At 70.8% G+C, this 21,219-nt stretch carries 19 protein-coding genes, 1 pseudogene and 1 riboswitch; of the genes and pseudogenes, 12 read left to right on the top strand and 8 right to left on the bottom strand.

Annotated features, from left to right (window positions below; all coding sequences use genetic code 11):
• The first annotated feature begins 2 nt into the window (after nt 1–2).
• Nucleotides 3–629, top strand: a complete 627-nt coding sequence (locus AB0B58_RS15420; protein WP_360223603.1) for a UbiX family flavin prenyltransferase — start codon at nt 3–5, stop codon at nt 627–629.
• Nucleotides 630–666: 37 nt separating this feature from the next.
• Here the strand turns inward: AB0B58_RS15420 and AB0B58_RS15415 are convergent, their stop codons facing one another.
• Nucleotides 667–942, bottom strand: coding sequence for a BldC family transcriptional regulator (locus AB0B58_RS15415; protein WP_023357517.1), 276 nt, complete (start codon nt 940–942; stop codon nt 667–669).
• 222 nt (nt 943–1,164) lie between these two features.
• Here AB0B58_RS15415 and AB0B58_RS15410 point away from each other — a divergent pair, with 222 nt between their 5' ends.
• From AB0B58_RS15410 to AB0B58_RS15400, 3 genes are all read left to right on the top strand, one after another.
• Nucleotides 1,165–1,626 carry an Lrp/AsnC family transcriptional regulator gene (locus AB0B58_RS15410; RefSeq protein WP_360223600.1) on the top strand — a complete coding sequence of 154 codons (462 nt, stop codon included), beginning with the start codon at nt 1,165–1,167 and terminating at the stop codon, nt 1,624–1,626.
• Between the two features lie 3 nt (nt 1,627–1,629).
• The gene (locus AB0B58_RS15405) at nt 1,630–2,724 is read left to right on the top strand and encodes a PLP-dependent cysteine synthase family protein (protein WP_360223598.1); all 1,095 of its coding nucleotides are present in this window, start codon (nt 1,630–1,632) and stop codon (nt 2,722–2,724) included.
• A gap of 87 nt (nt 2,725–2,811) precedes the next feature.
• Nucleotides 2,812–4,248, top strand: coding sequence for a hypothetical protein (locus AB0B58_RS15400; RefSeq protein WP_360223596.1), 1,437 nt, complete (start codon nt 2,812–2,814; stop codon nt 4,246–4,248).
• Here the strand turns inward: AB0B58_RS15400 and AB0B58_RS15395 are convergent.
• The 4 genes from AB0B58_RS15395 to AB0B58_RS15380 form a co-directional block, all read right to left on the bottom strand.
• Nucleotides 4,245–4,868, bottom strand: a complete 624-nt coding sequence (locus AB0B58_RS15395; protein ID WP_360223594.1) for a putative glycolipid-binding domain-containing protein — start codon at nt 4,866–4,868, stop codon at nt 4,245–4,247. The two genes, AB0B58_RS15400 and AB0B58_RS15395, sit on opposite strands and share 4 nt — an antisense overlap.
• A gap of 100 nt (nt 4,869–4,968) precedes the next feature.
• Nucleotides 4,969–6,693, bottom strand: a complete 1,725-nt coding sequence (locus AB0B58_RS15390; protein ID WP_360223686.1) for a DEAD/DEAH box helicase — start codon at nt 6,691–6,693, stop codon at nt 4,969–4,971.
• Between the two features lie 359 nt (nt 6,694–7,052).
• The gene (locus AB0B58_RS15385; RefSeq protein ID WP_360223592.1) at nt 7,053–8,534 is read right to left on the bottom strand and encodes a hypothetical protein; all 1,482 of its coding nucleotides are present in this window, start codon (nt 8,532–8,534) and stop codon (nt 7,053–7,055) included.
• A 154-nt stretch (nt 8,535–8,688) separates the two neighbouring features.
• Nucleotides 8,689–10,308 (bottom strand): C40 family peptidase, encoded by a 1,620-nt coding sequence (locus AB0B58_RS15380; protein WP_360223590.1) that lies wholly within the window; start codon nt 10,306–10,308, stop codon nt 8,689–8,691.
• 215 nt (nt 10,309–10,523) lie between these two features.
• Here AB0B58_RS15380 and mqnE point away from each other — a divergent pair, with 215 nt between their 5' ends.
• The 6 genes and pseudogenes from mqnE to AB0B58_RS15350 all read left to right on the top strand — a co-directional run bounded on the left by mqnE (nt 10,524) and on the right by AB0B58_RS15350 (nt 15,079).
• Complete coding sequence (gene mqnE / locus AB0B58_RS15375; RefSeq protein WP_360223588.1) at nt 10,524–11,693, top strand: aminofutalosine synthase MqnE; 1,170 nt, start codon at nt 10,524–10,526, stop codon at nt 11,691–11,693.
• Nucleotides 11,694–11,727: 34 nt separating this feature from the next.
• Nucleotides 11,728–12,156 (top strand): hypothetical protein, encoded by a 429-nt coding sequence (locus AB0B58_RS15370; RefSeq protein ID WP_360223586.1) that lies wholly within the window; start codon nt 11,728–11,730, stop codon nt 12,154–12,156.
• A gap of 13 nt (nt 12,157–12,169) precedes the next feature.
• Entirely contained in the window at nt 12,170–12,535 is a 366-nt protein-coding gene (locus tag AB0B58_RS15365; RefSeq protein ID WP_360223584.1) for a DUF4229 domain-containing protein, read from the top strand.
• A 138-nt stretch (nt 12,536–12,673) separates the two neighbouring features.
• A pseudogene (locus AB0B58_RS15360) lies at nt 12,674–13,969 on the top strand (M14 family metallopeptidase); the annotation flags it as partial.
• Between the two features lie 155 nt (nt 13,970–14,124).
• Nucleotides 14,125–14,454 (top strand): hypothetical protein, encoded by a 330-nt coding sequence (locus AB0B58_RS15355; RefSeq protein WP_360223582.1) that lies wholly within the window; start codon nt 14,125–14,127, stop codon nt 14,452–14,454.
• Between the two features lie 76 nt (nt 14,455–14,530).
• Entirely contained in the window at nt 14,531–15,079 is a 549-nt protein-coding gene (locus AB0B58_RS15350; RefSeq protein ID WP_360223580.1) for a hypothetical protein, read from the top strand.
• A gap of 70 nt (nt 15,080–15,149) precedes the next feature.
• Here AB0B58_RS15350 and AB0B58_RS15345 read toward each other — a convergent pair whose 3' ends face one another.
• The 3 genes from AB0B58_RS15345 to AB0B58_RS15335 all read right to left on the bottom strand — a co-directional run bounded on the left by AB0B58_RS15345 (nt 15,150) and on the right by AB0B58_RS15335 (nt 19,154).
• Nucleotides 15,150–16,292 carry a hypothetical protein gene (locus AB0B58_RS15345; protein ID WP_360223578.1) on the bottom strand — a complete coding sequence of 381 codons (1,143 nt, stop codon included), beginning with the start codon at nt 16,290–16,292 and terminating at the stop codon, nt 15,150–15,152.
• Nucleotides 16,289–16,813 (bottom strand): SigE family RNA polymerase sigma factor, encoded by a 525-nt coding sequence (locus tag AB0B58_RS15340; RefSeq protein ID WP_360223576.1) that lies wholly within the window; start codon nt 16,811–16,813, stop codon nt 16,289–16,291. Before AB0B58_RS15340 ends, AB0B58_RS15345 begins: the two co-directional genes overlap by 4 nt.
• 106 nt (nt 16,814–16,919) lie before the next feature.
• Nucleotides 16,920–19,154: a metallophosphoesterase gene (locus AB0B58_RS15335; RefSeq protein ID WP_360223574.1), complete on the bottom strand. Its 2,235-nt coding sequence runs from the start codon at nt 19,152–19,154 to the stop codon at nt 16,920–16,922.
• Between the two features lie 154 nt (nt 19,155–19,308).
• On the opposite strand from AB0B58_RS15335, the gene AB0B58_RS15330 reads away from it, so the two are divergent.
• Nucleotides 19,309–19,908 carry an SLATT domain-containing protein gene (locus AB0B58_RS15330; protein ID WP_360223572.1) on the top strand — a complete coding sequence of 200 codons (600 nt, stop codon included), beginning with the start codon at nt 19,309–19,311 and terminating at the stop codon, nt 19,906–19,908.
• A 146-nt stretch (nt 19,909–20,054) separates the two neighbouring features.
• Nucleotides 20,055–20,118: riboswitch (cobalamin riboswitch) on the top strand.
• Nucleotides 20,119–20,227: 109 nt separating this feature from the next.
• Nucleotides 20,228–21,151 (top strand): ABC transporter substrate-binding protein, encoded by a 924-nt coding sequence (locus AB0B58_RS15325; protein WP_360223570.1) that lies wholly within the window; start codon nt 20,228–20,230, stop codon nt 21,149–21,151.
• Nucleotides 21,152–21,219: the final 68 nt, after the last annotated feature.

Here is a 21,219-nt window from a genome sequence, read left to right as displayed (position 1 = left end):
GGATGCGAAACCCCTGGATCGTCGGCGTCTCGGGCGCCTCCGGCACGCCCTATGCGAGGGCCGTCGTCGGCGCGCTGCTGGACGCCGGCGAGTCCGTGGACCTGGTGGTGTCCAGGGCCGCCCGGCTCACCCTGCTCGACGAGACGGGTGCGACCGTCCGGGACGCGCACTGGAAGGACGATGTCGCTGCCTGGCTGGGCCGGGATCTCGGTGATCTGACCTACTGGCCCGCGGGCGACCTCGCGGCCGGGCCGAGCAGCGGCTCGTATCCGGCCCGGGGCATGGTGGTCGTGCCCGCCAGCACGGCCGCCTGCGCGGGCATCGCGATCGGGCTCTCCAAGGACCTGCTGCAGCGCGCCGCCGAGGTCAACCTCAAGGAGCGCCGGCGAACGGTGATCGTGCCCCGCGAGACGCCGGTGACCCGCAGCCATCTCGAGCATCTGATCGCCCTGCACGACGCCGGGGCGGTGGTCCTGCCCGCCAGCCCGGGCTTCTACGGCGCCGGCGCCCGGGCGACCGCGGGGCAGTTGGTGGACTTCGTGGCGGGCAAGGTCCTGGACGCTCTCGGCGTACCCCACGAGCTTTTTACCCGCTGGACCGGTGATCTCGGGTCCGGACGCCAGGACTAGTTGCCTTTAATGGGGTATTAATGCCCTATGCGAAGCTTCAGCGCAGTCCGTTCGGAGGTCCGTAACTGGAGCCCGGGTTCGTCGGGCCCCCGTTGCGCGGCCGGTTCGCGGCGTCGTCCTCGCGCATTTCCTCGACCACGCCGTCGCCCTCGAGCAGCGCGCGCACCTCTGATTCGCGGAACCGGCGGTGGCCACCCGGAGTGCGGATGCTGCCGATACGTCCGGCGGCCGCCCAGCGTGTGACCGTCTTCGGATCCACCCGGAACAGCGCGGCCACCTCCCCGGGCGTAAGCAGTCGATCTCCTGTGTCCACGGCCCTCTCCTCGCGTCGTGTTGGAGCGCCGGTGGTCACGGTGAGTGTCGGCGTGCTCGATCGGGACGTAGTGCCATTAGAGCATCGCCAAAAACAGCAAGTCGTTGAAATGCGGAAAAAGCCCCGATTGCGACGTTGACCATTATCCTTGCTTGCTCCAAGGCGCCAGCGCCCGCTACCGGGCGTGAGGTACCCGGAAGTGTCGCACTAACCTCTGAACTCATGGACGCCATCGACCTGCGCCTGATCGATCTGCTGCGGGACAACGCCCGCTCGTCGTACGCCGAACTGGCCCGACAGGTGGGCCTCTCGGCCCCCGCCGTGCACGAGCGGGTTGGCAAGCTGGAGGCTGGTGGGACGATTCGGGCGTACCGGGCCGAAATCGATCATGATGCCATCGGGCTCGGCGTGACCGCGCTCATCGGCATCGTCGAGGACTCCGGTGCCGACACCGACGACGTGCTCGCCGCGCTGCGGGTGATGCCCGAGATCGAATCCTGCTACTTCATGGCCGGCGTCGAGTCGTACCAGCTCACCGTCCGGGTGGGCACGATCGCCGAGCTCGAGCAGCTGATCGTCCGGATCAACCGCACGCCGGGCGTCGCCTCGACGCGCACCGCGATCGCGCTCTCCACCAAGTGGGAGAACCGGCCGCAGCCCGGCCTCGATCCGGCGGTAGGTTGAACCATGGAACAGCTCGACCGCTGCGACGACGCAGCCCGGGAATGGGAACGCAACGCCATCGCGCTGGTGGAGGCCGACGCCAACCGCTCCGCCGACACCCACCTGCTGCCGTTTCCGCTGCCGCGGTCCTGGGGTGTCGACCTCTACCTCAAGGACGAGTCCTCGCACCCCACCGGGTCGCTCAAGCACCGCCTGGCCCGCTCGCTCTTCCTGTACGCCCTCTGCAACGGCTGGATCGGCCCGAACACCCCGATCGTCGAGGCGTCCTCCGGCTCGACCGCCGTCAGCGAGGCGTACTTCGCCAGGATGCTCGGGCTCGAGTTCATCGCGGTCATGCCGGCGAGCACGTCGCCCGAGAAGATCATGCTGATCGAGTTCCAGGGCGGTAAGTGCCACCTGGTGGACGACCCGACGGCGGTCGTCGCCACGGCGCGCGCCCTCGCCGCCGACCTGGGCGGCCACTTCATGGACCAGTTCACCCACGCCGAACGGGCCACCGACTGGCGGGGCAACAACAACATCGCGGAGTCCATCTACGCGCAACTCGCGCTCGAGCGCCATCCCGTACCGGCGTGGATCGTCGTCGGGGCCGGCACCGGCGGCACCAGCGCGACCATCGGGCGGTTCGCTCGCTACCGGCGCTATTGCACCCGGCTCTGCGTCGTCGACCCGGAGGGCTCGGCGTTCTGGCCCGCCTACGTCGCCCGCGACTGGGAGCTCTCGACCGGCCGGGGCTCGCGGATCGAGGGCATCGGGCGGCCCCGGGTCGAGGCGTCCTTCCAGCCCGCGGTCGTGGACCGGATGATGCGGGTGCCCGACGCCGCGTCCCTGGCCGCGATGCGGTCCGGCTCGGCGGTGCTCGGCCGCCGCGTCGGCGGCTCCACCGGTACGAACCTGTGGGGCGCGTTCGCGCTGATCGCCGAGATGCTGGCGGCCGGGCGTACGGGATCGGTGGTCACCCTGATCTGCGACGGCGGCGAGCGGTACGCGGACACGTACTACTCGGACGACTGGGTGGCGGCACAGGGCCTGCGCCTCGAGCCGTATCGCGCCGCCATCGGCACGTTCCTGGCGACGGGCCGCTGGCAGGGGTCCTGACGGGGGGCAGCGCGGAGAGTCGGGACCTGCAAGGATCGAACCCGGTAGCGAACGGTATTCGGGTTCGCTTCGGGCTCAAGGAGCACAGTGCGCGACGCCGAGGACCACCCCTCCCCGCCGGTCTTCCCGGCTGCCCCACCCGCCCCACTGATCCCGCACCAGCGCGCGCCCGTCGAGGTGGGCCAGCTACCGCCGCTCGTGCTCGTTCCCGGCACCGTGCCGCTGCACCTGCCGCCGCCCCGGCGCCGCGGACGGTACCTGCTCGCGGGCGGCGCCCTGTTGCTCGTCGCGACGCTCGCCCTCTGCGCCGGCGTGGTCTACGTCAACCGTGACTCGCTGGCGGAGCGGGTCGCCGCCGCCGCGGCCGAGCCGCCGTCCCGGCGGACGCGCCCGCTGACGCAGTCCGAGGCGATCGACGCGACGCTGAAGGCACAGGGTGAGGCGCTGCTGCGCGGCGATGAGAAGGGCTGGCTGGCCGCCCTGGACCCGGCCCAGTCCAAGCTGCGGACCAAGTACCGCCTCATGTTCAAGTCGCTGCGTGCGCTCGGCGTCAGCGAGTTCGCCTACTGGACGGATGAAGACCCCGAGAGCGGGAAGAACGGCACGGTCGCGGTGACCGCCAAGGCCGAATACTGCTTCAGCACGGACACCTGCCCCGGTGAGGACTCCGGGAACCGGCCGTGGGTCAGCCACGAGCTGACCTTCAAGTCCGTCAAGGAGCGGTGGCTGATCACCGCGCAGACCGTGAAGAAGAGCCGCGAGGAGCAGCAGCCGACCCCGTGGGAGTCCGGCGACCTGGTCTTCCAGCAGGGCCGGCGGGTGACGCTGATCGGCAGCCGCAGCGAGCGGAAGTACTTCAAACTGGTCATGCCCGTCGCCGAGAAGGCCGCGGTCGTCAACGACCGCTTCGCGGGCATGGTCGGCAACCCGCAGAAGAAGTACCGCATCTACCTGGCCGGCGCGAAGCAGTGGAAGACCTGGTACGGCGGCGTCACCGACAAGTGGGTGATCGCGTACGCGATGCCGCTCAACGCCGCGGGCAGCGACGTGGTGCTCAACGTCGCACAGCTGAAGAACAGCCGGCAGGTCATGACGAGCACGATCCAGCACGAGCTGGGCCACGTCGTGACGCTCGGCGGCGCCGACCGCGAAGGCGGCCGCGGCGACATGTGGCTGGAGGAGGGGATCGCCGAGTACATCGGCTGGTACCCGAAGCCCGCGACGGCCAGCTGGCGCCGCTCGAGCGTGCGCTCGGTGGTGCAGGGCAGCAAGCGGCCCAAGTCGATCGCGGCCCGCGGTCTCGACGGGGACGCCAGCCCGGCCGCCAGCGACGCCTTCTACGGGCTGGGCCACTTCGCCGCCGACTGCATGGCCCGCAAGTACGGCCAGCGCGCGCTCTTCGACTTCGTCCGGCTCTACCTCCGGGAGGACCGCGACCTCGAACCGGCCTCACAGGAGGCGTTCGGCAAGCCCTTCTCGGCCGTCGACAAGGCCTGCGTCGCCTGGATCCGTGAGCGGGTCTAACCCACCCGCCCGGCCAGCCCGGGGTAGTCGACGACGAAGCCCTCGTCGTCGACCGCCAGGTCGGCGCTGAACGTCTCGCTGGCGAAACGCACCCGGCCGGGGCCGAGCGCCGTGTAGATCTGATCCGCCTGGATCACCTCGAGGCTGGGCAGCAGCACCCACGCGACGCTGACCCGGTGCGCGACGCCGGGCTCCGCCTCGAGCAGGCCGAGCCGCCGGATCGGCAGCGTGTTGGTCAGCGGCGAGCCGGTCAGATCGACGTCGAAGGCGTCGAAGAGCAGGTCGGGGTCCCCGGTGCCGGGCAGGCCCGCGCTGGGGTGCCCGGCGGCGGTCAGCGCCGCGTCCAGGTCGCCCTTCTCGGTGGTGCTCGCGTGCCAGCGCCCGCCCTCGGACTCCAGCCGTAACGTTCGCGCCCAGCCGGCGCCGGCCACGCTCACCTCGAAAGAGCGGGTCGCCCAGTCCGCGTCGGTCACCAGCTCGTAGCCGCCGCTGTAGGCGAGCGGGTTCACGGCGAGCACGGTGCCCCGCGCCCGCAGCCCGTCGCCCGCGTCGACCAGCGCGTGCTCGGCGCCGGAGGTGTCGCGGCGGACCCAGAAGAACGATCCCGGCAGAACGGCCATGACCGGCCCAGTACCCGCAGTCGCGCCGCTCGAACCCGACCTGGTGAACGCCGAAGCCCCCGGCGGGGGAGCGCCGGGGGCTTCGTCTTGGTGCCGTCGATCAGTGGGTGTGTGCCGGACGGCCACCCGCCGAGTAGCGGTCGTTGCGGCCGCCCTCACGCCGGAAGCCACCGGGACGGTCGCCGAAGTTGCGCGCCGGACGGTCGCCGAACGAACGCTGGTCGCCGCCGCGCGGGCGGTCGCCGCCGGCAGCGGGCCGGTCACCGTAGGGGCGGTCGCCGGAGGGGCGGTCGCCGTAGGAGCGGTCACCCGAGGGGCGGTCGCCGTAGGAGCGGTCGCCGGTCGGACGGTCGCCGTAGGTGCGCTGCTCACCGCCGCGGGGGCGGTCGCCGAACGAACGCTGGTCGCCGCCGCGCGGGCGGTCGCCGTAGGTGCGCTCGCCACCGCCGCTGCCGCCGAAGCCGCTGCGGGGCCGGTCGCCGAACGAGGGCCGGTCGCCGGTGCGCTGCGGCCGGTCGCCGTAGCCACCGCTGCGGGGACGGTCGCCGTAGCCACCGCGCTGCGGGCGGTCGCCGAAACGACGCGGCCGGTCGCCGCGCTCGCGCGGCTCGGGCTCGATCCGCACCGGGACACCACTGGGCTCACGGGCACCGGTGACCTCGGCGAGCTTCTCGTCGCCCAGGCGCACCCGGAGCTCGGCCGGCGTGACGCCCGCCTTCAGCATCATCGAGGCGGTGGTGCGGCGCTGCTTCGGGAGCACCAGCGTCACGACCGCGCCGGACTCGCCCGCGCGGGCCGTACGGCCGGCACGGTGCAGGTAGTCCTTCGGGTCCTTCGGCGGGTCCACGTGCATGACCAGCGAGATGCCGTCGACGTGGATGCCGCGGGCCGCGACGTCCGTGGCGACCAGCACGTTCGTCCGGCCTTCCTTGAACTCGGCGAGCGTGCGGGTGCGGACCCGCTGGGTCTTGCCGCCGTGCAGCGCTCCGGCCCGGACGCCGACCGCCGCGAGCTGGTCGACCAGCCGGTCGACGCCCATCTGGGTGCGGGCGAAGACGATCGTCTTGCCGTCCCGGTTGGCGATCGAGGCGGTGATCGGGAACTTGTCGTGCGGCGGGATCAGGAGCATGTGGTGCTCCATCGTGGACACGCTCGCCTCGGCCGGTGCCGTCGAGTGCGTGACCGGGTCGTTCATGAACCGCTTGACCAGCGCGTCGACGTCACCGTCGAGCGTGGCCGAGAAGAGCAGCCGCTGCGCGTCGGCCGGGGTCTTGGACAGCAGCTCGGTGACCTCGGGCAGGAAGCCCATGTCGGCCATCTGGTCGGCCTCGTCCAGGACGGTGACCTCGACGGCGTCGAGCTTGCAGGCGCCGCGCTCGATCAGGTCGCCGAGGCGGCCCGGGGTGGCCACGATGACCTCGACGCCGCGCCGCAGCGCGTCCATCTGCCGGTCGTAGGGAACGCCGCCGACGGCGGTCTTCAGGAAGACGCCGACGGAACGGCCGAGGGGCATGAGGGCGTCGGCGACCTGCATGGCCAGCTCGCGGGTCGGCACCAGGATCAGGGCCTTCGGCTGGTGCGGCAGCGCGCGGCCGCCCTTGGCGACCCGGGCGAGCAGCGGCAGGCCGAACGCCAGCGTCTTGCCGGAGCCGGTCTGGCCACGGCCGAGCACGTCCCGGCCCGCGAGGGCGTCGGGCATGGTGGCGGCCTGGATCTCGAACGGGGTGTTGATGCCCTCGCGGCTGAGCACGCGGACGAGCTCGGCGGGGAGACCCAGCTCGGCGAAGCTCGGAACGACGGGTGCGGGGATCTCGGTGAGCTCCACCTCGGCGGCGGCGGGGATCTCCTGCGCGGCCTCGGGAACGTCGGTTCGGGGGGTAACGCCCGCATCGGCGGGAACTTCGAAGACGGACGGGAACGTGCTGGGGTCAGCGAAAGTGGTCAAGAGAACCTCTCTACGGGGGCGCATGCTCGCGAATGGCCCGCCGCGGCTACGAACAGCCGGCCGCTGAAATGACCGCAAGAACGCCCGTGGCGTGCTCCACATGGGCACGCCAGGTCAATTACTTCCATCAGTGTACGGGTCAACGTGCTCGACATCGCCCGCATTCCGCGCCGGTAGTGGGCAGGCTCACCCTTCGGCGCAACCTCGCCAGTTTAGGGGGACGGGCGGTTCCCGACAACCTAATCCTTGAAAACGCCGCCAATCATGTCGCTGAAGGCGTCGCCGACGGTGAAGAGGAAAGCCAGGCTCACACCGACCAGGATGAGCAGCACGATGAGCATGGCGACGACCACCTTGACGTTGCTCTGCCGCTGCGTATCGGGCCCGTCGCGCCAGCCCTGGGCCAGGATGTGGCCGGTCAGCGAGCCGGAATTCTCCACCGGGTTGGTGCTCACGGGCATGGTCATGTCGGCCGGCGCGTAGTCGGCCAGGCCGCCGTAGACGGTGCCCTGCACCCGCTGCTGCGGTACGGCGGCCGGCTGCTGTCCGGATCCCGACCCATAGGTCGTCGGCCGCGTCGGGTTGCTGCTGACCTGTGCGGCCGGTCCGCCGAACGGCTGCCGGGCGCCGCCCGATGCGCCTACCCCGTAGGGAGTCGAACCGCTGCGGGGCTGGTGGTCATGCGCAGCCGCGCCGCCCGCGCTGAAGGGTCCACTCGCGGCGGCCGGCCCGGCCGGGGGCGGCATCGTGTACGCCGGCAGGCCGGCGCCGGCCGCGGGGATCACCGGCGGCCCGGGGAACGGCGACGGCGACGGTCCGGGCACGGGCGAGGGTCCGGGGCCCGGCGGCACCGGGTCCGGACCGGGTCCGGGCGGCACGGGCGAGGGTCCGGGGCCGGGCGGCACGGGGCTCGGACCGGGTCCGGGCGGCACGGGCGACGGACCGGGGCCCGGCGGCACGGGACCGGGCGGCGCCGGGCTCGGAGCGGGCGTCGGTGCCGGTGGGGTCGGCGGGGTCGGAGCCGGGGTCGGCAGCGGTGCGGGCTCGGGCCGGGTGGGCTCGGGCTTGGCCGGGGCGGGCTTCGGCGGCTCCGGGGTGGAGGGCTCGGGCAGATCCGGCTCCGGCTCGGCCTGACCGGGCTTCTCCCCGGCGCTGGGCTTCTCGGCGATGCTCATCCAGCTGACACCGACCGGCTTGTCGGCTTCCTTCGGCTTGGCCGCGGCCGCCGGCTTGTCGGCCTCGTCCGGCTTGGTCACCGCCGGCTGGTCGGCGGCCCGGTCCGTGTTGCGGGCACCGTAGATCTTGGCCTGGCCGCTGGGCCAGGTGGCGGCCCGAGCGCCGGCCGGATCGATCGAGCCGGGCACGGTGGCGCGTGCGGCGTTGGCGCTGGGCGGAACGGAGACCGGCCGGGTGGCGCCGCCGGTCGAGCCGGCGGGCGTGGGAGGGGAGCTCACCGACGCCGGGGGCACGCCGGCGCTCGCCGAGACCGCGCCGGACGGTGCGGCGGACGCGCTCGCTGCGGCCGGGCCCGACGGCGCGGCGGCCGATCCGGTCGCACCGCCGGATGCGGTGCCGGAGGCCGACGCCCACAGGGCGCCCGGCGCGGGCGGCGGTGGCGGCTCGTATCCCTGATCGTTCTGAGGCCCGGCGCTGCTCGCGGGCGTCCGCGCAGCGTGCGGCGTCCCGCCGTCGCTGTCCGGTTTCGCCTGCTGCTCGTCCATGGGTCCTCCCGATCGCCGCCACTCGCGTGGCGGCGCCAGATGCCGGACGCCGGGCATGTCGATTGCCGGGCGCTGGTGACTACCGTGCCATATCAGCGCTCATAAGCGCATCCGGCGTCAGGCGTTTCCCCGCCTTGAAGATCGAGAAATCGGCTCAGTCGCCGTCGCTCGAAGCGGAGGCCGATGGCGACCTCGTGGACGAGGATGCGGACGCGGACGCCGACTTCGTGGACGCCGACGAAGGCGCGGCCGACTTCGAGGCCGCGGCCTTGGAGGCCGACGCCGACGTCGACGCGCTGCCCGATCCCGACGGTGAGCCCGTTGACTCCGCCGCGGTGCCGCTCGGCGAAGGCGAGGGCGACCCGGAGGCGCTCGGCGTCGGGTTCGTCGGCGGGGTGCTGGGGGTCGACGGTGGCGTCGAGGGCGTCGTCGGCTTGGTCGTCGGCTTCGTCGTGGGCTTGGTGGTCGGCTTGGTCGTCGGCTTCGTGGTCGGCTTGGTGGTGGGCGGCTTCGTCGTCGGGTTGTCGCTCGGCGTCTCCGGATCCGGGTTGCCGAGCACCGGGCCCTCGACGGTGCCCTCGACCGAGCCGTAGATGCGGGTCGCACCGAAGAGCCGGGTCCAGCGGACCGGGGTCAGGCGGACGTTGAGACCCGTGCGCGGCGCCTCGACCATCATGCCGTCGCCGGCGTACATCGCGACGTGGTGGATTCCCGTCCAACTGCTGGTCGAGCTGAAGAAGAGCAGGTCTCCCGGCAGCAACGAGTAGCGGTCAACGACCTTGGCGCGGGTCTGGTAGTACTGGTCCTTCGACACCCGGGTCAGCGGGAAATTGCCCGCGGCGTTCGAGTGGTAGGCCGCGTACATCAGGCCGGAGCAGTCGTACTGGTCCGGGCCCTCCTCGGACCAGACATACGGATCTCCGCGCTGGGCCAGGGCGAAGGTCAGCGCGGCGATGGCCCGCGGGTCGGCGCCGCGGCCGGCGTTCTCGCCCGCCAGGTATCCCGCGCCGGCCTGAGCGTCGCGGGCCGCGTTGGCGGCGTCGTTGGCGGCGACCTCGTCGGCGTGCCGCTTCTCGAGTTTCTGCTGGGCGGCCGACTTCTTGTCGACCTCGGCCTGGAGCTTGTTGCGATCGAGGGTGATCCGGTCGAGGTGTGCCCGCACCGACTGCTGCTCGGAGAGCGCGTCCGCGTAGGAGTCCTGTGCGATCGTGAGCTGCCGGCTCGCGGCCTGCTCGGTCGCGGCGTCGCCGCGGTTGATCCGGGCGAGCGAGTCGAGATCCTCCAGGCCGGAGCCGACCGTGCCCGGTGGCATTGCGGCGGCGTCACGGACGGCCGAGGCCGCGGCGTCCGCGGCCTCGTTCTGGGCCAGCGCGAGCGCGGTCGAGCTCTGTGCGACCTTCTGATCGGCGGTCGCCAGCTGCTGGGTGCTGAGGTCGAAGTCTTCCTTGGTCCGGGTCAGCTTCTCGCCGAGGGTGGCGATCTCGTCCCGGCCTTTTTCGATCTTGGCGAGCAGCGGGGTCATCGCGACGCCGGTCGAGGCGATCGGGGCCGTCGGGGTGGTGCTCGTCTGCCCGGGCATCGTGAGCGCGCCGGTCGGCAGCGGCCGGGAGCCGGCGTCGGGCACCGCGGGCGGCGTCACCGGGTCGGCGGAGGCCGGCAGCGGGTTGAACAGCATGGCGATGGCGGCGGCGGTCGCGGCGGAATACGCCAGCGGGCGCCACCACGGGCGCGTCCGCAGCGAGCCTCCTCGGCCGTACTGCCTCATCGTCAACATGTGCTCCCCGGTCTGCGTCGGTCGCCATCCGACGCTTTTCGTCCCACTAGGTTCTTACCCCAACCCGTGCACCGCTGTCGATCGATTCGAGTTGAGAGGAGCCTGAGAATCGTAAGCCCGACTACGTGATCCGCGCCGCCCCGAAGTTGCCGCGCTCCCATCCCCGCCGGTGCCAGGACGTAGGCTCGGCGGTGAGCGATGGGAAAGGGGCACACATGGACATCGGACTGAAGCGTGAGCTGGAGGCCAAGGTCTACGCGGGCGAGCGGCTGACCCGCGCCGACGGCGTCGCCCTCTACGAGTCCGATGATCTCGCATGGCTCGGCCGCCTGGCACACCACAAGCGGACAGAGATGAACGGCGACCGGGTGATGTTCAACGTCAACCGGCACCTCAATCTCACCAACGTATGCTCCGCCAGCTGTGCGTACTGCTCGTTCCAGCGCAAGCCGGGTGAGAAGGACGCATACACGATGCGCATCGACGAGGCCGTCCGTAAGGCCAAGGAGATGGAGGACGAGCAGCTCACCGAGCTGCACATCGTCAACGGCCTGCACCCGACGCTGCCCTGGCGCTACTACCCCAAGGTGCTGCGCGAGCTGAAGGCGGCGCTGCCCAACGTCAAGCTCAAGTGCTTCACGGCCACCGAGGTCCAGTGGTTCGAGAAGATCAGCGGCCTGCCGGCGACCGAGATCCTCGACGAGCTGATGGACGCCGGGCTGGAGTCGCTGACCGGCGGCGGTGCCGAGATCTTCGACTGGGAGGTCCGCCAGCACATCGTCGACCACAACTGCCACTGGGAAGACTGGTCCCGGATCCACCGGCTCGCACACTCCAAGGGCATGAAGACCCCCGCCACCATGCTGTACGGCCACATCGAGGAGCCGCGGCACCGGGTCGACCACGTCATGCGCCTGCGGGAACTGCAGGACGAGACGGGCGGTTTCGCCGTGTTCATCCCGCTGCGCTACCAGCACGACTTCGTCGACTCGGCGGACGGCAAGATCCGTAACCGGATCCAGGCGCGCACCACGATGGCGGCGCCGGCCGAGTCGCTGCGCACCTTCGCGGTGTCCCGGCTGATGTTCGACAACGTGCCGCATCTGAAGAACTTCTGGGTCATGCACGGGCTGTCGGTGGCTCAGCTCTCGCTGAACTTCGGCGCCGACGACCTGGACGGCTCGGTGGTCGAATACAAGATCACCCACGACGCCGACGAGTACGGCACGCCCACCACGATGCACCGCGACGACCTGCTCAACATCATCTGGGACGCGGGTTTCCAGCCCGTCGAGCGCAACACCCGCTACGAGGTCGTGCGGGAGTACGCGAAGCCCACCTCGCTCGCGGAGCGCCGCAGCGAGCCGCAGCAGGTCTGGGCGTAGGGAACGGACGCTCCCGGCGTACCCTCTCGTTGTTATGGCCGAAACCAGGAATGAGCGCCGCCCGCGCCGCGACGCCGACGGACGGCTGGTGACCATCGGCGATCTGCTCGGTGTCGCCTTCGCCGGCCTCGTCACCGGCGTCGTGGTGCTGCTCGTCTTCGAGGCGATCATGTCGCTGGCCCAGGCGTTCGAGTTCGGCTCGTCCAGCGGCTGGCTCGCCCTGATCCTGCCGGTGTGGCTGTTCACCGAGGAGTTCCGCGCGGCCGGCCACGGCGCGTACCGGATCGTGGTGGCCGGGCTCGCCGCGGGCTTCGGCGTCGCGGTCGGCATGACCCTCGCGGGGCTCGCCGCCGCGGCCTTCCCGCCGCTGGTCAGCGGCGCGGTCGGCGCGTTCGGCCTGACGGTCGTCTACTGCCTGATCTGGTTCTACGGCCTCCGGTGGCTGAGTCACCGCGTGGGCTGACAGGAGTTTCGTGATGAGTCCCGCCGTCAAGTACACGCTCGGCCGCATCGGCCTGTTCGTGGCCGTCTTCGCGCTGCTCCTGCCGGTCCCGCTGAACTTCCTGGTCAAGGCGATGATCGCACTGGTTGCCTCGGCGGCGTTCTCCTACTTCCTGCTGGCCCGGTGGCGCAACGAGATGGCCGAGCAGCTCGGCACGGTCGCGGAACGCCGCAAGGCGGAGAAGCAGCGGCTGCGCGCGGCCCTCGCCGGCGACGAGGCGGCGGCCGCCGCGGGCGACCGCGCCGCGGACGCCGGGCCTGCCGCCGGGGGCGACCGGGCCTCCGATGCCGGCCGCGCCTCCGCCGGGTCCGCCGAGAACGGCGACGGAAAGACCTCCTGACCTGCGCTCGGCGGTCATCACGCCGACGTAGGGGGCACTTTGGCATGGTCGGCCGTGGCCGAATTCATTGCCAAACATCGATTCCGGGTGGTGCAGTGACGGGGCCCGAACCCCTCTGCCACCCCCCGGAGGTCGTTCATGAGACGACGACGCGTCACCGCTGGAGTAGCCGCCGCGACAATAGGCGTGGCCCTGATCGCCGCGGCCGCCGCCGCCCCGCCGCCCGCCACGGCGGTGGCGCGCGCCGACACCTCGGCACAGTACGAGGTCTACGACGTGCGGACGCTCGCCCAGCGCAACGCGATCGCGAGCACCGGCGCCGCCATCGACGGTGCCGAGCACTCGATTGTGGAGATAACCGCGACCGGCAGCGAGGTCAAGGCGCTGCGCGCACTCGGCTTCACGGTCAATCCCGTCACGGTCCCGCTGCCCACCGAGAAAGTGTCCACGCTGGACTTCCCCTCCCGGGACGCTGCCTACCACAACTACGCCGAGATGGTCGCCGAGGTGAACGCGATCGTGGCGCAGTATCCGGCGATCGCGAGCAAGCGGGTGCTGGGCCAGACCTACCAGGGCCGCGACATCGTCGCCGTGAAGATCTCCGACAACGTCGGCACGGACGAGAACGAGCCCGAGGTCCTCTACGACGCCAACCACCACGCCCGCGAGCACCTCACCGTCGAGATGGCCGTCTACCTGCTCCACCTGTACGCCGACAACTACGCGACCGACACCCGGATCCGCAACGTGGTCAACAGCCGCGAGATCTGGATCGTGCCCTCGGTGAACCCGGACGGCTCGGAGTACGACGTCGCGACCGGCAGCTACCGCTCGTGGCGCAAGAACCGCCAGCCCAACTCCGGATCCTCGTACGTCGGCACGGACCTGAACCGCAACTACGGCTACAAGTGGGGCTGCTGCGGCGGCTCGTCCGGCAGCACCTCCTCGGACACCTACCGGGGCCCCTCGGCGTTCTCGGCGCCGGAGACCCGGGCGATCCGCGACTTCGTCAACAGCCGCGTGGTCGGCGGCGTGCAGCAGATCAAGGCCGCGATCGACTTCCACACCTACTCCGAGCTCGTGCTGTGGCCGTTCGGCCACACCAGAGCCGACACCACGACCGGCATGACCGTGGACCAGAACAACACGTTCGCGACCCTCGGCCGGCAGTTGGCGGCGACGAACCGGTACACGCCCGAGCAGTCCAGCGATCTCTACATCACCGACGGCGACTCGCTCGACTGGCTGTGGGGACAACACAAGATCTTCGCGTACGTGTTCGAGATGTACCCGACCAGCTCGTCGGCCGGCGGCTTCTACCCGCCCGCCAGCGTGATCACCCGGGAGACCGCCCGCAACCGGGAGGCGGCGCTGCTGCTCGCCGAGGTGGCGGACTGCCCGTACAAGGTCATCGGTAAGCAGTCCACGTACTGCTGATCATTATCCGCACGGATCGGCGCCCCACCGGCAGAGCTGGTGGGGCGCCTTTCCTGTCCCATGTGGGCGGACACTGGTAACCACGATGCAGCGCAGGGGGTTTACCATTCGTTCTCCCCGGGTGGGGGAGTACGGCGAGAAGGAGTCATGTCGTGGCGTCTCACGTGATCGGCGAGGGTTCCGAACTCGCCGCTGTGCTGACCGAGATCGCGGACGAGCGCCGGCGGCAGGACGAGCGCTGGGGCCCGCAGAACCATCCGGACGGCACCGGGCACTGGTATGCCGCGGATGCGGCGCTGGCCCGTAAGGAATGTGAGGAGGCGGCCGAGACCGGAAGCCTGAGCTGGCGGCACATCCTCCTCGAGGAGGTTGCCGAGGCAACGGCCGAGGCCGGGCCGGAAAACCTCCGGCGCGAGCTTATTCAGGTGGCCGCCGTCGCGGTCGCGTGGGCCGAGGCGATCGACCGCCGCGCCGCCCGGTAATTCAGCCGGGTGGTAGTCCCACGGCAATCCGCAAAGTTGAGTCGTAACCCTCACTCTTAGGCGAATAATGGCAGACGTGTCAGTCAATGGCGATTTGGCGCTCCAAGCAGAGCTCCCGGTTCTGATCCGTACGGCGGCCGACCTTGCCCGCCATTGTGATCGTGCCGAGCACAATGAACAGGTCGACCGGGAGAAACTGCTCCGGGCCGCCGCCGATCTGCGCGCCATGGGATGGCGACTCGCGGAAGCCTCCGGAATCGACCTCCGGCAGCGATATTCGGAACGGCTGGACATGTTGGAGTCCCGGCACCCGCTGGCCGGCGGGGGCGGCTTCGACGGCGGCGAGGCCGTGCTGGTCAGCAAGACCCTGCTGGAGTTGCAGCGTGCGCAGATCCGGCACGACATGGCCTACCACCCGGACGTGGCCGGCATGCCCAAATACGCACAGCTGCGCCACTTCACCTTGCATCTGACCAAGCTGACGGCTCTGCTGCTCGACGCGATCGAGGGCCACGACCGCGACGATTTCATCAACAATCGAATCGCCGACATCTTCATCTTCGGCATCAAGATCTCGACCGTCGCGAGCGAGCGCCTGTCCGACGAGGTCATCGCCACCGCCTGACCGGCGGACGCGGATGCGGACCTCGGAGGGAAGGGTGCGCAGCGCATCCCCTCCCCTCCGGAGTCCCTGGCTATGCGGCGCCGCGAGCCACGACGACCTGCGGGTCGGCGACCCCGGGCGGCACGACCAGGGCCTCGCACCGGTCACCCGCCTCGCACCGCAGGAGACCGCCAGCCGGCACCCGCAGAACCATCGTGTCGCCGCCCACCCAGGACAGGCCGTCGAACTCCGCGGGGCCACCGGTCGGCACCGGCCGCCACCGCCCGGCCCGCAGGTCGTCGGTGCGGACCAGCACCGTCGTCGGCTCGGCACCCGGCCCGTCGGGCGGCCCGAGCTCCAGGGACGCCCAGCGTCCGTCCGGGGAGAGCTGCCCGCCGACAATCGGCGCCGACCCGGCCTTGCCGCACCAGCCCGTCCGGCTCACCGGCAGATCGTCGGTGACCGGGACGACGTCCACGCAATTCCCGACCTGGCGCAGCACCTTCGCGTCGTCCGAGACTCCCCAGGTCTGTACGTCGCGGGCGGTGGTCCGGAGCGAGCCGGTGCGGAAGTTCCACACCGCGGCCTTGGACGGGGTGCCGTCGCCCTGCGCACCCTTCAGCAGGGCCACGTCGGGCGTGACACCGAGCACGACCGGCGCCATCCCGTCGTCGAACGACCGCTCGCCGATCTGGCGCAGCGACGGCAGTTCGTAGGCCACGACGCGGACACTGTCGTGCGCGACGACGAGGACCCGGCCGTCCGGGGAGACCCCGAGATCGCCGAAGACCCTGCCCGCCGAGCGGGGCGCGCCGCTATCCGGCACGAACCACACCTGGAACCAGTCCACCGAGTCCACCTCCGCCACCCAGCCCGACCCGACCCGGATGACCTTCGACGCGGTCATCCCCGCGGGCAGGCCGAGCGTGACCCGGGTGCCGTCCGCGCGGTGGACGGTGTTGCCGCTCAGCAGGTCCACCCCGGCCGGTGCGGGGTTCCGAAGGGCCGGCGTGTGCGGCTGACGGCCGGGTAGCAAGAGCGACGTGGCCAGCACCGCGCCGACGACGGCCATGACCGCGGCTCCAGCGGCGGCCCGTCGCCGCCGCAGCGTCCGATGGCCGGTGCGGACGACGTCGGCCGCCCCGAACCGCGGCCCGTCGACCGTCTCGGCGCGGCGTTGCAGGGTGGCCACGAGCCGCTCGGCGAACGGATCCGTCGTTTCCTCGTCGATCATGATGACACCGCCTTCATTTCGGTGTGTTCCGCGTCGAACCGGCGGCGCAGCGTGGTGAGGCCCCGCGACGCGTGGCTCTTCACCGAGCCTCGGGAGATGCCGAGCACGTCGGCGATCTCGGCCTCCGCCAGACCCTCGTAGTAACGCAGCACCAGGACGGCGCGCTGCTTGGCCGGCAGGGCGCGCAGGTGCTTCCACATCGCGTCCTGCTCCAGCCGGGCGTCCGGACCGTCGGCCGCGCCGTCCGGGTACCGGTCCGGCAGCCGATCCACCAGCCGTTCCCGGTACGGCCGGCCACGCCACCACGAGGTCGCCGTGGTCGCCATGATGCGCCGGACGTAACCCTCCAGGGCGCCGAGGTCCCGGATGCTCGACCAGTGCACGAACGTCTTGACCAGCGCCGTCTGCAGCAGGTCCTCCGCCCGGTGCCGTTCGCCCACCAGCAGATACGCGGTGCGCAGCAGGGCACCGGAACGGGTCGCGACGAAGCCCCGGAACGACTCCTCTGCGGCCTTGTCCACACGCCCTCCCCGATTCCGCCACGTCCGTTGCGGTCCGTGGCCGAAGATAGGACGCGAACACCCGCCTGCCGGTTGTCACCGACGATCAACCAACTTCGCGGCGATGCTAGGCGCTGCGATTCCTCCCGGTGTCGGGCGGCAGATCCTGGTCCAGCACCAGATGCGGGTGATCCGGGCTCAGCAGAATGCGGTTCACCGTGCGCAGCAGGCGGGCGACGAGCGGCTGCACCTCGCGTCGCCATTCCTCGTGCGTACGTTTGTAATTCGTCTTGCTCTGCATCTTCGTGGCGAAGTCGACATTGTGCTGATGTATCTGCTTGAGGCAGCTGATGATGTCCTCGGCCCGGTCCTCGGTGCCGATCGCCTGGGACACGTTCTCGATCACCTCGGCGAGGGCGCGCAGGCCGAACGTCGCGACCGGGTCGCCGTCAACGGTCGCCGTGATCCCCGGCTTCCAGTCGTCGACCACGGCGGACCACTGATCGACGAACGTCTCGCGGCCGGGCAGATCACGGGCGCACACGCTCAGCGCGAGCCGGACCAGCTCGCCGGGCTGCTCGTCCGCCACCTGGTCGATCCGCGGCACCGCTACCCGGGGCACCTTCTCCGCGACCACGGGGATCGCCGTGACGGTCGTTATCTCGCCGGGTCCGTAGTGTGCGTCGAGGGCCTGCATCTCCTCCAGCATCCGCTCCTGCAGGATCGCCAGTTCGGCCACGTTTATCGCCCACCAGTAGCGCATCTCCTGCTTGCGGAAGTAGGCGACCACGCCGAGCTTCTCGCCGCTGACCACGAACTGCGCCAGGCAGAAGGCCGGGTAGCGGTGGTCCTGCCCGTCGGAGTGATCGCGCAACGGGTCGAGCAGGATCACGAGCGCCTTGCCGCTGGCGGGATCCCGGGACAGGGTCTCCGCCGCCGCGCTGAGCTGATCCCGGTTCCCGCCGAAGTTGTAGATGCGGGAGCCGTGGTTGAACGGCATGCCGCGGATCGGCGTGTGCCGCTGCCACAGGCCGGTCATCCGCTCGAACCAGTCGTCGTTGTCCGCCCGGCCGAGCGGCAGGGGCGGATAGGAGATCGGCCGGTTCAGCGCGGACTGGCCGTCGGCGAACCGGCAGATCAACGGCGACCGGGGCGGGACGCGGCCCTTCACGTACAGGTCGATCAGCTGCTCGTGCACGTCCTGCGCGGTGGTGCCGGTGATCTCACCGGTCTCGGCCGGATCGTCGTTGGCGATCCGGTACGACTGGCTGCGGAACGCGCTCACCTTGAGCGGGATGCCGTTGCGGGTCGCCGGCACGCTCTCCATGGTCACGCGGCGGGCGGCGACGTGCTCGGCGTCGATGGTGAGCAGCTTCGCGACCTCGCCGATGTACGACGAGCCGAGCCCGACGGTGCCGGCCGAGCACACCAGCAGCTTGCGGATCTCGCCGCTGAGCCCGCGGAGGTTGGGGCGGTAGCGGTCGGCGTACATGTGCTCGACGTGCTTGTGGCCGTGCAGCAGCAGGTCGATGTCGTTGCCGGCGAGGAAGTCCCGCACCTCGCCGAGGTTGGTGAGGGACTCGAACGGCTTCACCTCCTCGTCGGGGCTGATCGGCAGCAACTGGTGGTGCATGACGGCGATGCGTACGGCTCCGGCGGGCGCGCGCTCGCGCAGCGCGTCCGAGGCGTGCCGCTGCTGGTGCGGCCCGAGGCGGGCGACGTCGAAGCGGCCCCGCAGCCGCCAGTCGTCCAGCAGGGTCCGCAGGTGCGGGTCCGTCTCGGCCCGGCCGGACAGCGCGTCGTAGGCGGCCTGCACCTCGGGCGGGACCTCCATCTCGACGCCGCAGTAGTTGGCCGTGTTCAGCCCGACCAGGATGAAGCTGCCGTCGGCGGCGACCACCGTCGGCGGGTCGGGCGGCGTGCGGTGCATCTCGCCGTACCGGTCGAAGTCGACGCCCTCGAGGAGCGGGGTGCGGTAGCCGAGCTGCCGCAGCCGGAGGAACTGCTCGTAGCGTTCCGGGCTGGAGGGCGCGGTGTACCAACGGACGTCGTGGTTGCCCGGCACGACGAGGATCTTGTCGGGCTCCGGCAGGACGCGGCCGAGTTCGGCGAGGGTACGGGGTAACAGGTCGAATCCGTCGGCGCGGCCCTGATAGGTGACGTCGCCGCTGATCACGACGGCGTCGAGCCGGCGGCGCCCGTATTCGAGTGCGCGGCCGAGTTCACGCAGCGTCGTCCGGATCAGCTCGGTACGGCGTACCCGATCCTGAAGTGGAATTACGTTGATCTTGTGGTCGCCGACCGTTTCGCGATCGTCGGGCGGAGATAGATGCAGATCAGAGAGGTGGAGGATGAAGCTCATATCACCCTCCGAGTTCTCCCATTCGCTTTCCGTGAAGACAATCGTAGAGTTTGCACAGAGTAGGCGCCAGTACACGGAAGGTTGCCTCGGGCGCTTACCTTGTCATGGGTGAGGTTGACGTGAGTCAATCCCTGAAGGGAAGAGGTGGTGCCCGATGGCCAACCGTCGCAAGCGGGATCTGCGGCTCGGCGAGATGTCGGTGCCGAGCGTGGATGAATGGCGAGACCCCGCAGCGACGTTGGAACGCCTGCGCGCCTGGGCCGAGGCGAACGCGTCCGAGGCGCGGGACTGGTATCTGCGCGACAAGGCGCTGAAGCGGGTGGGCTCCCGGACGCTGCGGGCGCTCGCCATCCTCTTCGCGGTCGTCGGCGGCGTCGCACCACTGCTGGCCGCCACCGAGGGCCGGAGCGCGAACTGGGGCTACGTCATGCTGGCGCTCGCGGCGGGGTGCGTGGCGTTCGATCACTTCTTCGGGCTGTCGTCGGGCTGGATGCGCGACATCACGACGGCCCGCGCGCTGGAACGCCGCCTGGGAAAGTTCCGTTTCGCCTGGACCGCTGTGAATGCGGACGCCGCATTCGGCGCGGACGCGACCACCGTCAAGGCCGGCCTCGAACTCATCGAGCAATTCGCCTCCGACGTGGCCGACCTGATCGACGGCGAGACGGCCGAATGGCTCACCGAATTCCGGGCGAACATCACCAATTTCGCGACGCCCGAAGCCCAGATTCCGCCGGGCGGCGACCGTACGTGAGCCCGGGCGGGCCGGCAAAGCCGGACAGCGTGGGCCGATCCGCCCGCGGCGGCCGCCCGACTCGGTGATGTTGGCTGCTCTTCGGGCCTCGGCGCGCTGCCTGCCGGAACCGTGAGCTAGTTTCGTCTGGACCGCGTCGCAGCGAAGCCGGTGAGATTCCGGCGCTGTCCCGCAACTGTGAACCCCCGCCGGGTCGGGGGTGAAGCCAGGTCGCCTGGGCGTCGGTCGCGATTCAGCGCTCTCGGGGAGGGGCGCCTCGCGGACCGGTCACGACTCCGGTCGGCGAAGCACCGCAGCCTCGGCCGACAGGAGGACCAGAATGAAACGTGTGTTGACGGCTGTCGTCGCGACTACCGCGCTGCTGCTCGGCGGGTGTGGTGGCGGCTCCGACGAGCCCGGCGGGACGGCCGGGCCGAGCGGCAGCGCGGCATACCCCGTCACGGCCGGCGGTGTGACCCTGGAACGACGGCCCGAGCGGATCGTCTCGCTGGCGCCGACGGCGACCGAGATGCTGTTCGCGATCGGCGCCGGGCCGCAGGTCGCGGCCGTCGACGACCAGTCGACCTATCCGGCGGACGCGCCGCGGAGCGAGCTGTCCGGTTTCAAGCCGAACGCCGAGGCCATCGCGGCCAAGAACCCCGACCTGGTCGTCGTCTCGGACGACCTCAACAAGATCGTCGATCAGCTCGCCAAGCTCAAGATCCCGGTGCTGGTGGCTCCCGCGGCCAAGACCCTCGACGACTCCTACCGGCAGATCGACCAGCTGGGCGACCTGACCGGCCACGGCGACGAGGCGGCGGCGCTGACGGAGCGCATGCGTACCCAGATCGACAAGATCGTGAAGTCGGTGCCGGCCAGGAAGGCCGCGCTGAGCTACTACTACGAGCTCGATCCGACGCTCTACTCGGCCACGTCGAGCACGTTCATCGGCTCGATCTTCTCGCTGTTCGCTCTGGAGAACGTGGCGGATCCCGCCGACCCGGACGGCGCCAAGAGCGGCTATCCGCAGCTGTCCCCGGAGGCCTTGATCAAGGCGAATCCGGACCTGATCTTCCTGGCAGACACCAACTGCTGCAAGCAGTCGCCCGCGACCGTCAAGGCGCGCACGGGCTGGGCGGCGATCACGGCGGTGCAGAAGGACCAGATCGTGGCGCTGGACGACGACATCGCGTCGCGGTGGGGGCCGCGCGTGGTCGACCTCGTGCAGTCGGTGGCCGATTCGGTGGCCAAGGTCCCGGCGTGACCCAACGGCGCCGCCCGGTCGGCCCCGCGCCCCCGGATGCCGACGGCGGCGCCGGGGCCACGGCCGGT

This window comes from Actinoplanes sp. NPDC049118, from assembly GCF_040648555.1.
Taxonomy (GTDB): Bacteria; Actinomycetota; Actinomycetes; order Mycobacteriales; family Micromonosporaceae; genus Actinoplanes.
Note: the sequence above shows the minus strand (reverse complement) of the source record. Positions and strands in the feature narration are given on the sequence as shown.

Excerpts from the sequence above, each read along its gene's own strand:
- AB0B58_RS15325 (WP_360223570.1), top strand. The coding sequence starts at position 20,228 with ATGAAACGTGTGTTGACGGCTGTCGTCGCGACTACCGCGCTGCTGCTC.
- AB0B58_RS15345 (WP_360223578.1), bottom strand. The coding sequence starts at position 16,292 with ATGATCGACGAGGAAACGACGGATCCGTTCGCCGAGCGGCTCGTGGCC.
- AB0B58_RS15385 (WP_360223592.1), bottom strand. The coding sequence starts at position 8,534 with ATGGACGAGCAGCAGGCGAAACCGGACAGCGACGGCGGGACGCCGCAC.
- AB0B58_RS15330 (WP_360223572.1), top strand. The coding sequence starts at position 19,309 with ATGGCCAACCGTCGCAAGCGGGATCTGCGGCTCGGCGAGATGTCGGTG.
- AB0B58_RS15335 (WP_360223574.1), bottom strand. The coding sequence starts at position 19,154 with ATGAGCTTCATCCTCCACCTCTCTGATCTGCATCTATCTCCGCCCGAC.
- AB0B58_RS15380 (WP_360223590.1), bottom strand. The coding sequence starts at position 10,308 with ATGTTGACGATGAGGCAGTACGGCCGAGGAGGCTCGCTGCGGACGCGC.
- AB0B58_RS15365 (WP_360223584.1), top strand. The coding sequence starts at position 12,170 with ATGAGTCCCGCCGTCAAGTACACGCTCGGCCGCATCGGCCTGTTCGTG.
- AB0B58_RS15420 (WP_360223603.1), top strand. The coding sequence starts at position 3 with ATGCGAAACCCCTGGATCGTCGGCGTCTCGGGCGCCTCCGGCACGCCC.
- AB0B58_RS15405 (WP_360223598.1), top strand. The coding sequence starts at position 1,630 with ATGGAACAGCTCGACCGCTGCGACGACGCAGCCCGGGAATGGGAACGC.
- mqnE (WP_360223588.1), top strand. The coding sequence starts at position 10,524 with ATGGACATCGGACTGAAGCGTGAGCTGGAGGCCAAGGTCTACGCGGGC.
- AB0B58_RS15370 (WP_360223586.1), top strand. The coding sequence starts at position 11,728 with ATGGCCGAAACCAGGAATGAGCGCCGCCCGCGCCGCGACGCCGACGGA.
- AB0B58_RS15410 (WP_360223600.1), top strand. The coding sequence starts at position 1,165 with ATGGACGCCATCGACCTGCGCCTGATCGATCTGCTGCGGGACAACGCC.
- AB0B58_RS15395 (WP_360223594.1), bottom strand. The coding sequence starts at position 4,868 with ATGGCCGTTCTGCCGGGATCGTTCTTCTGGGTCCGCCGCGACACCTCC.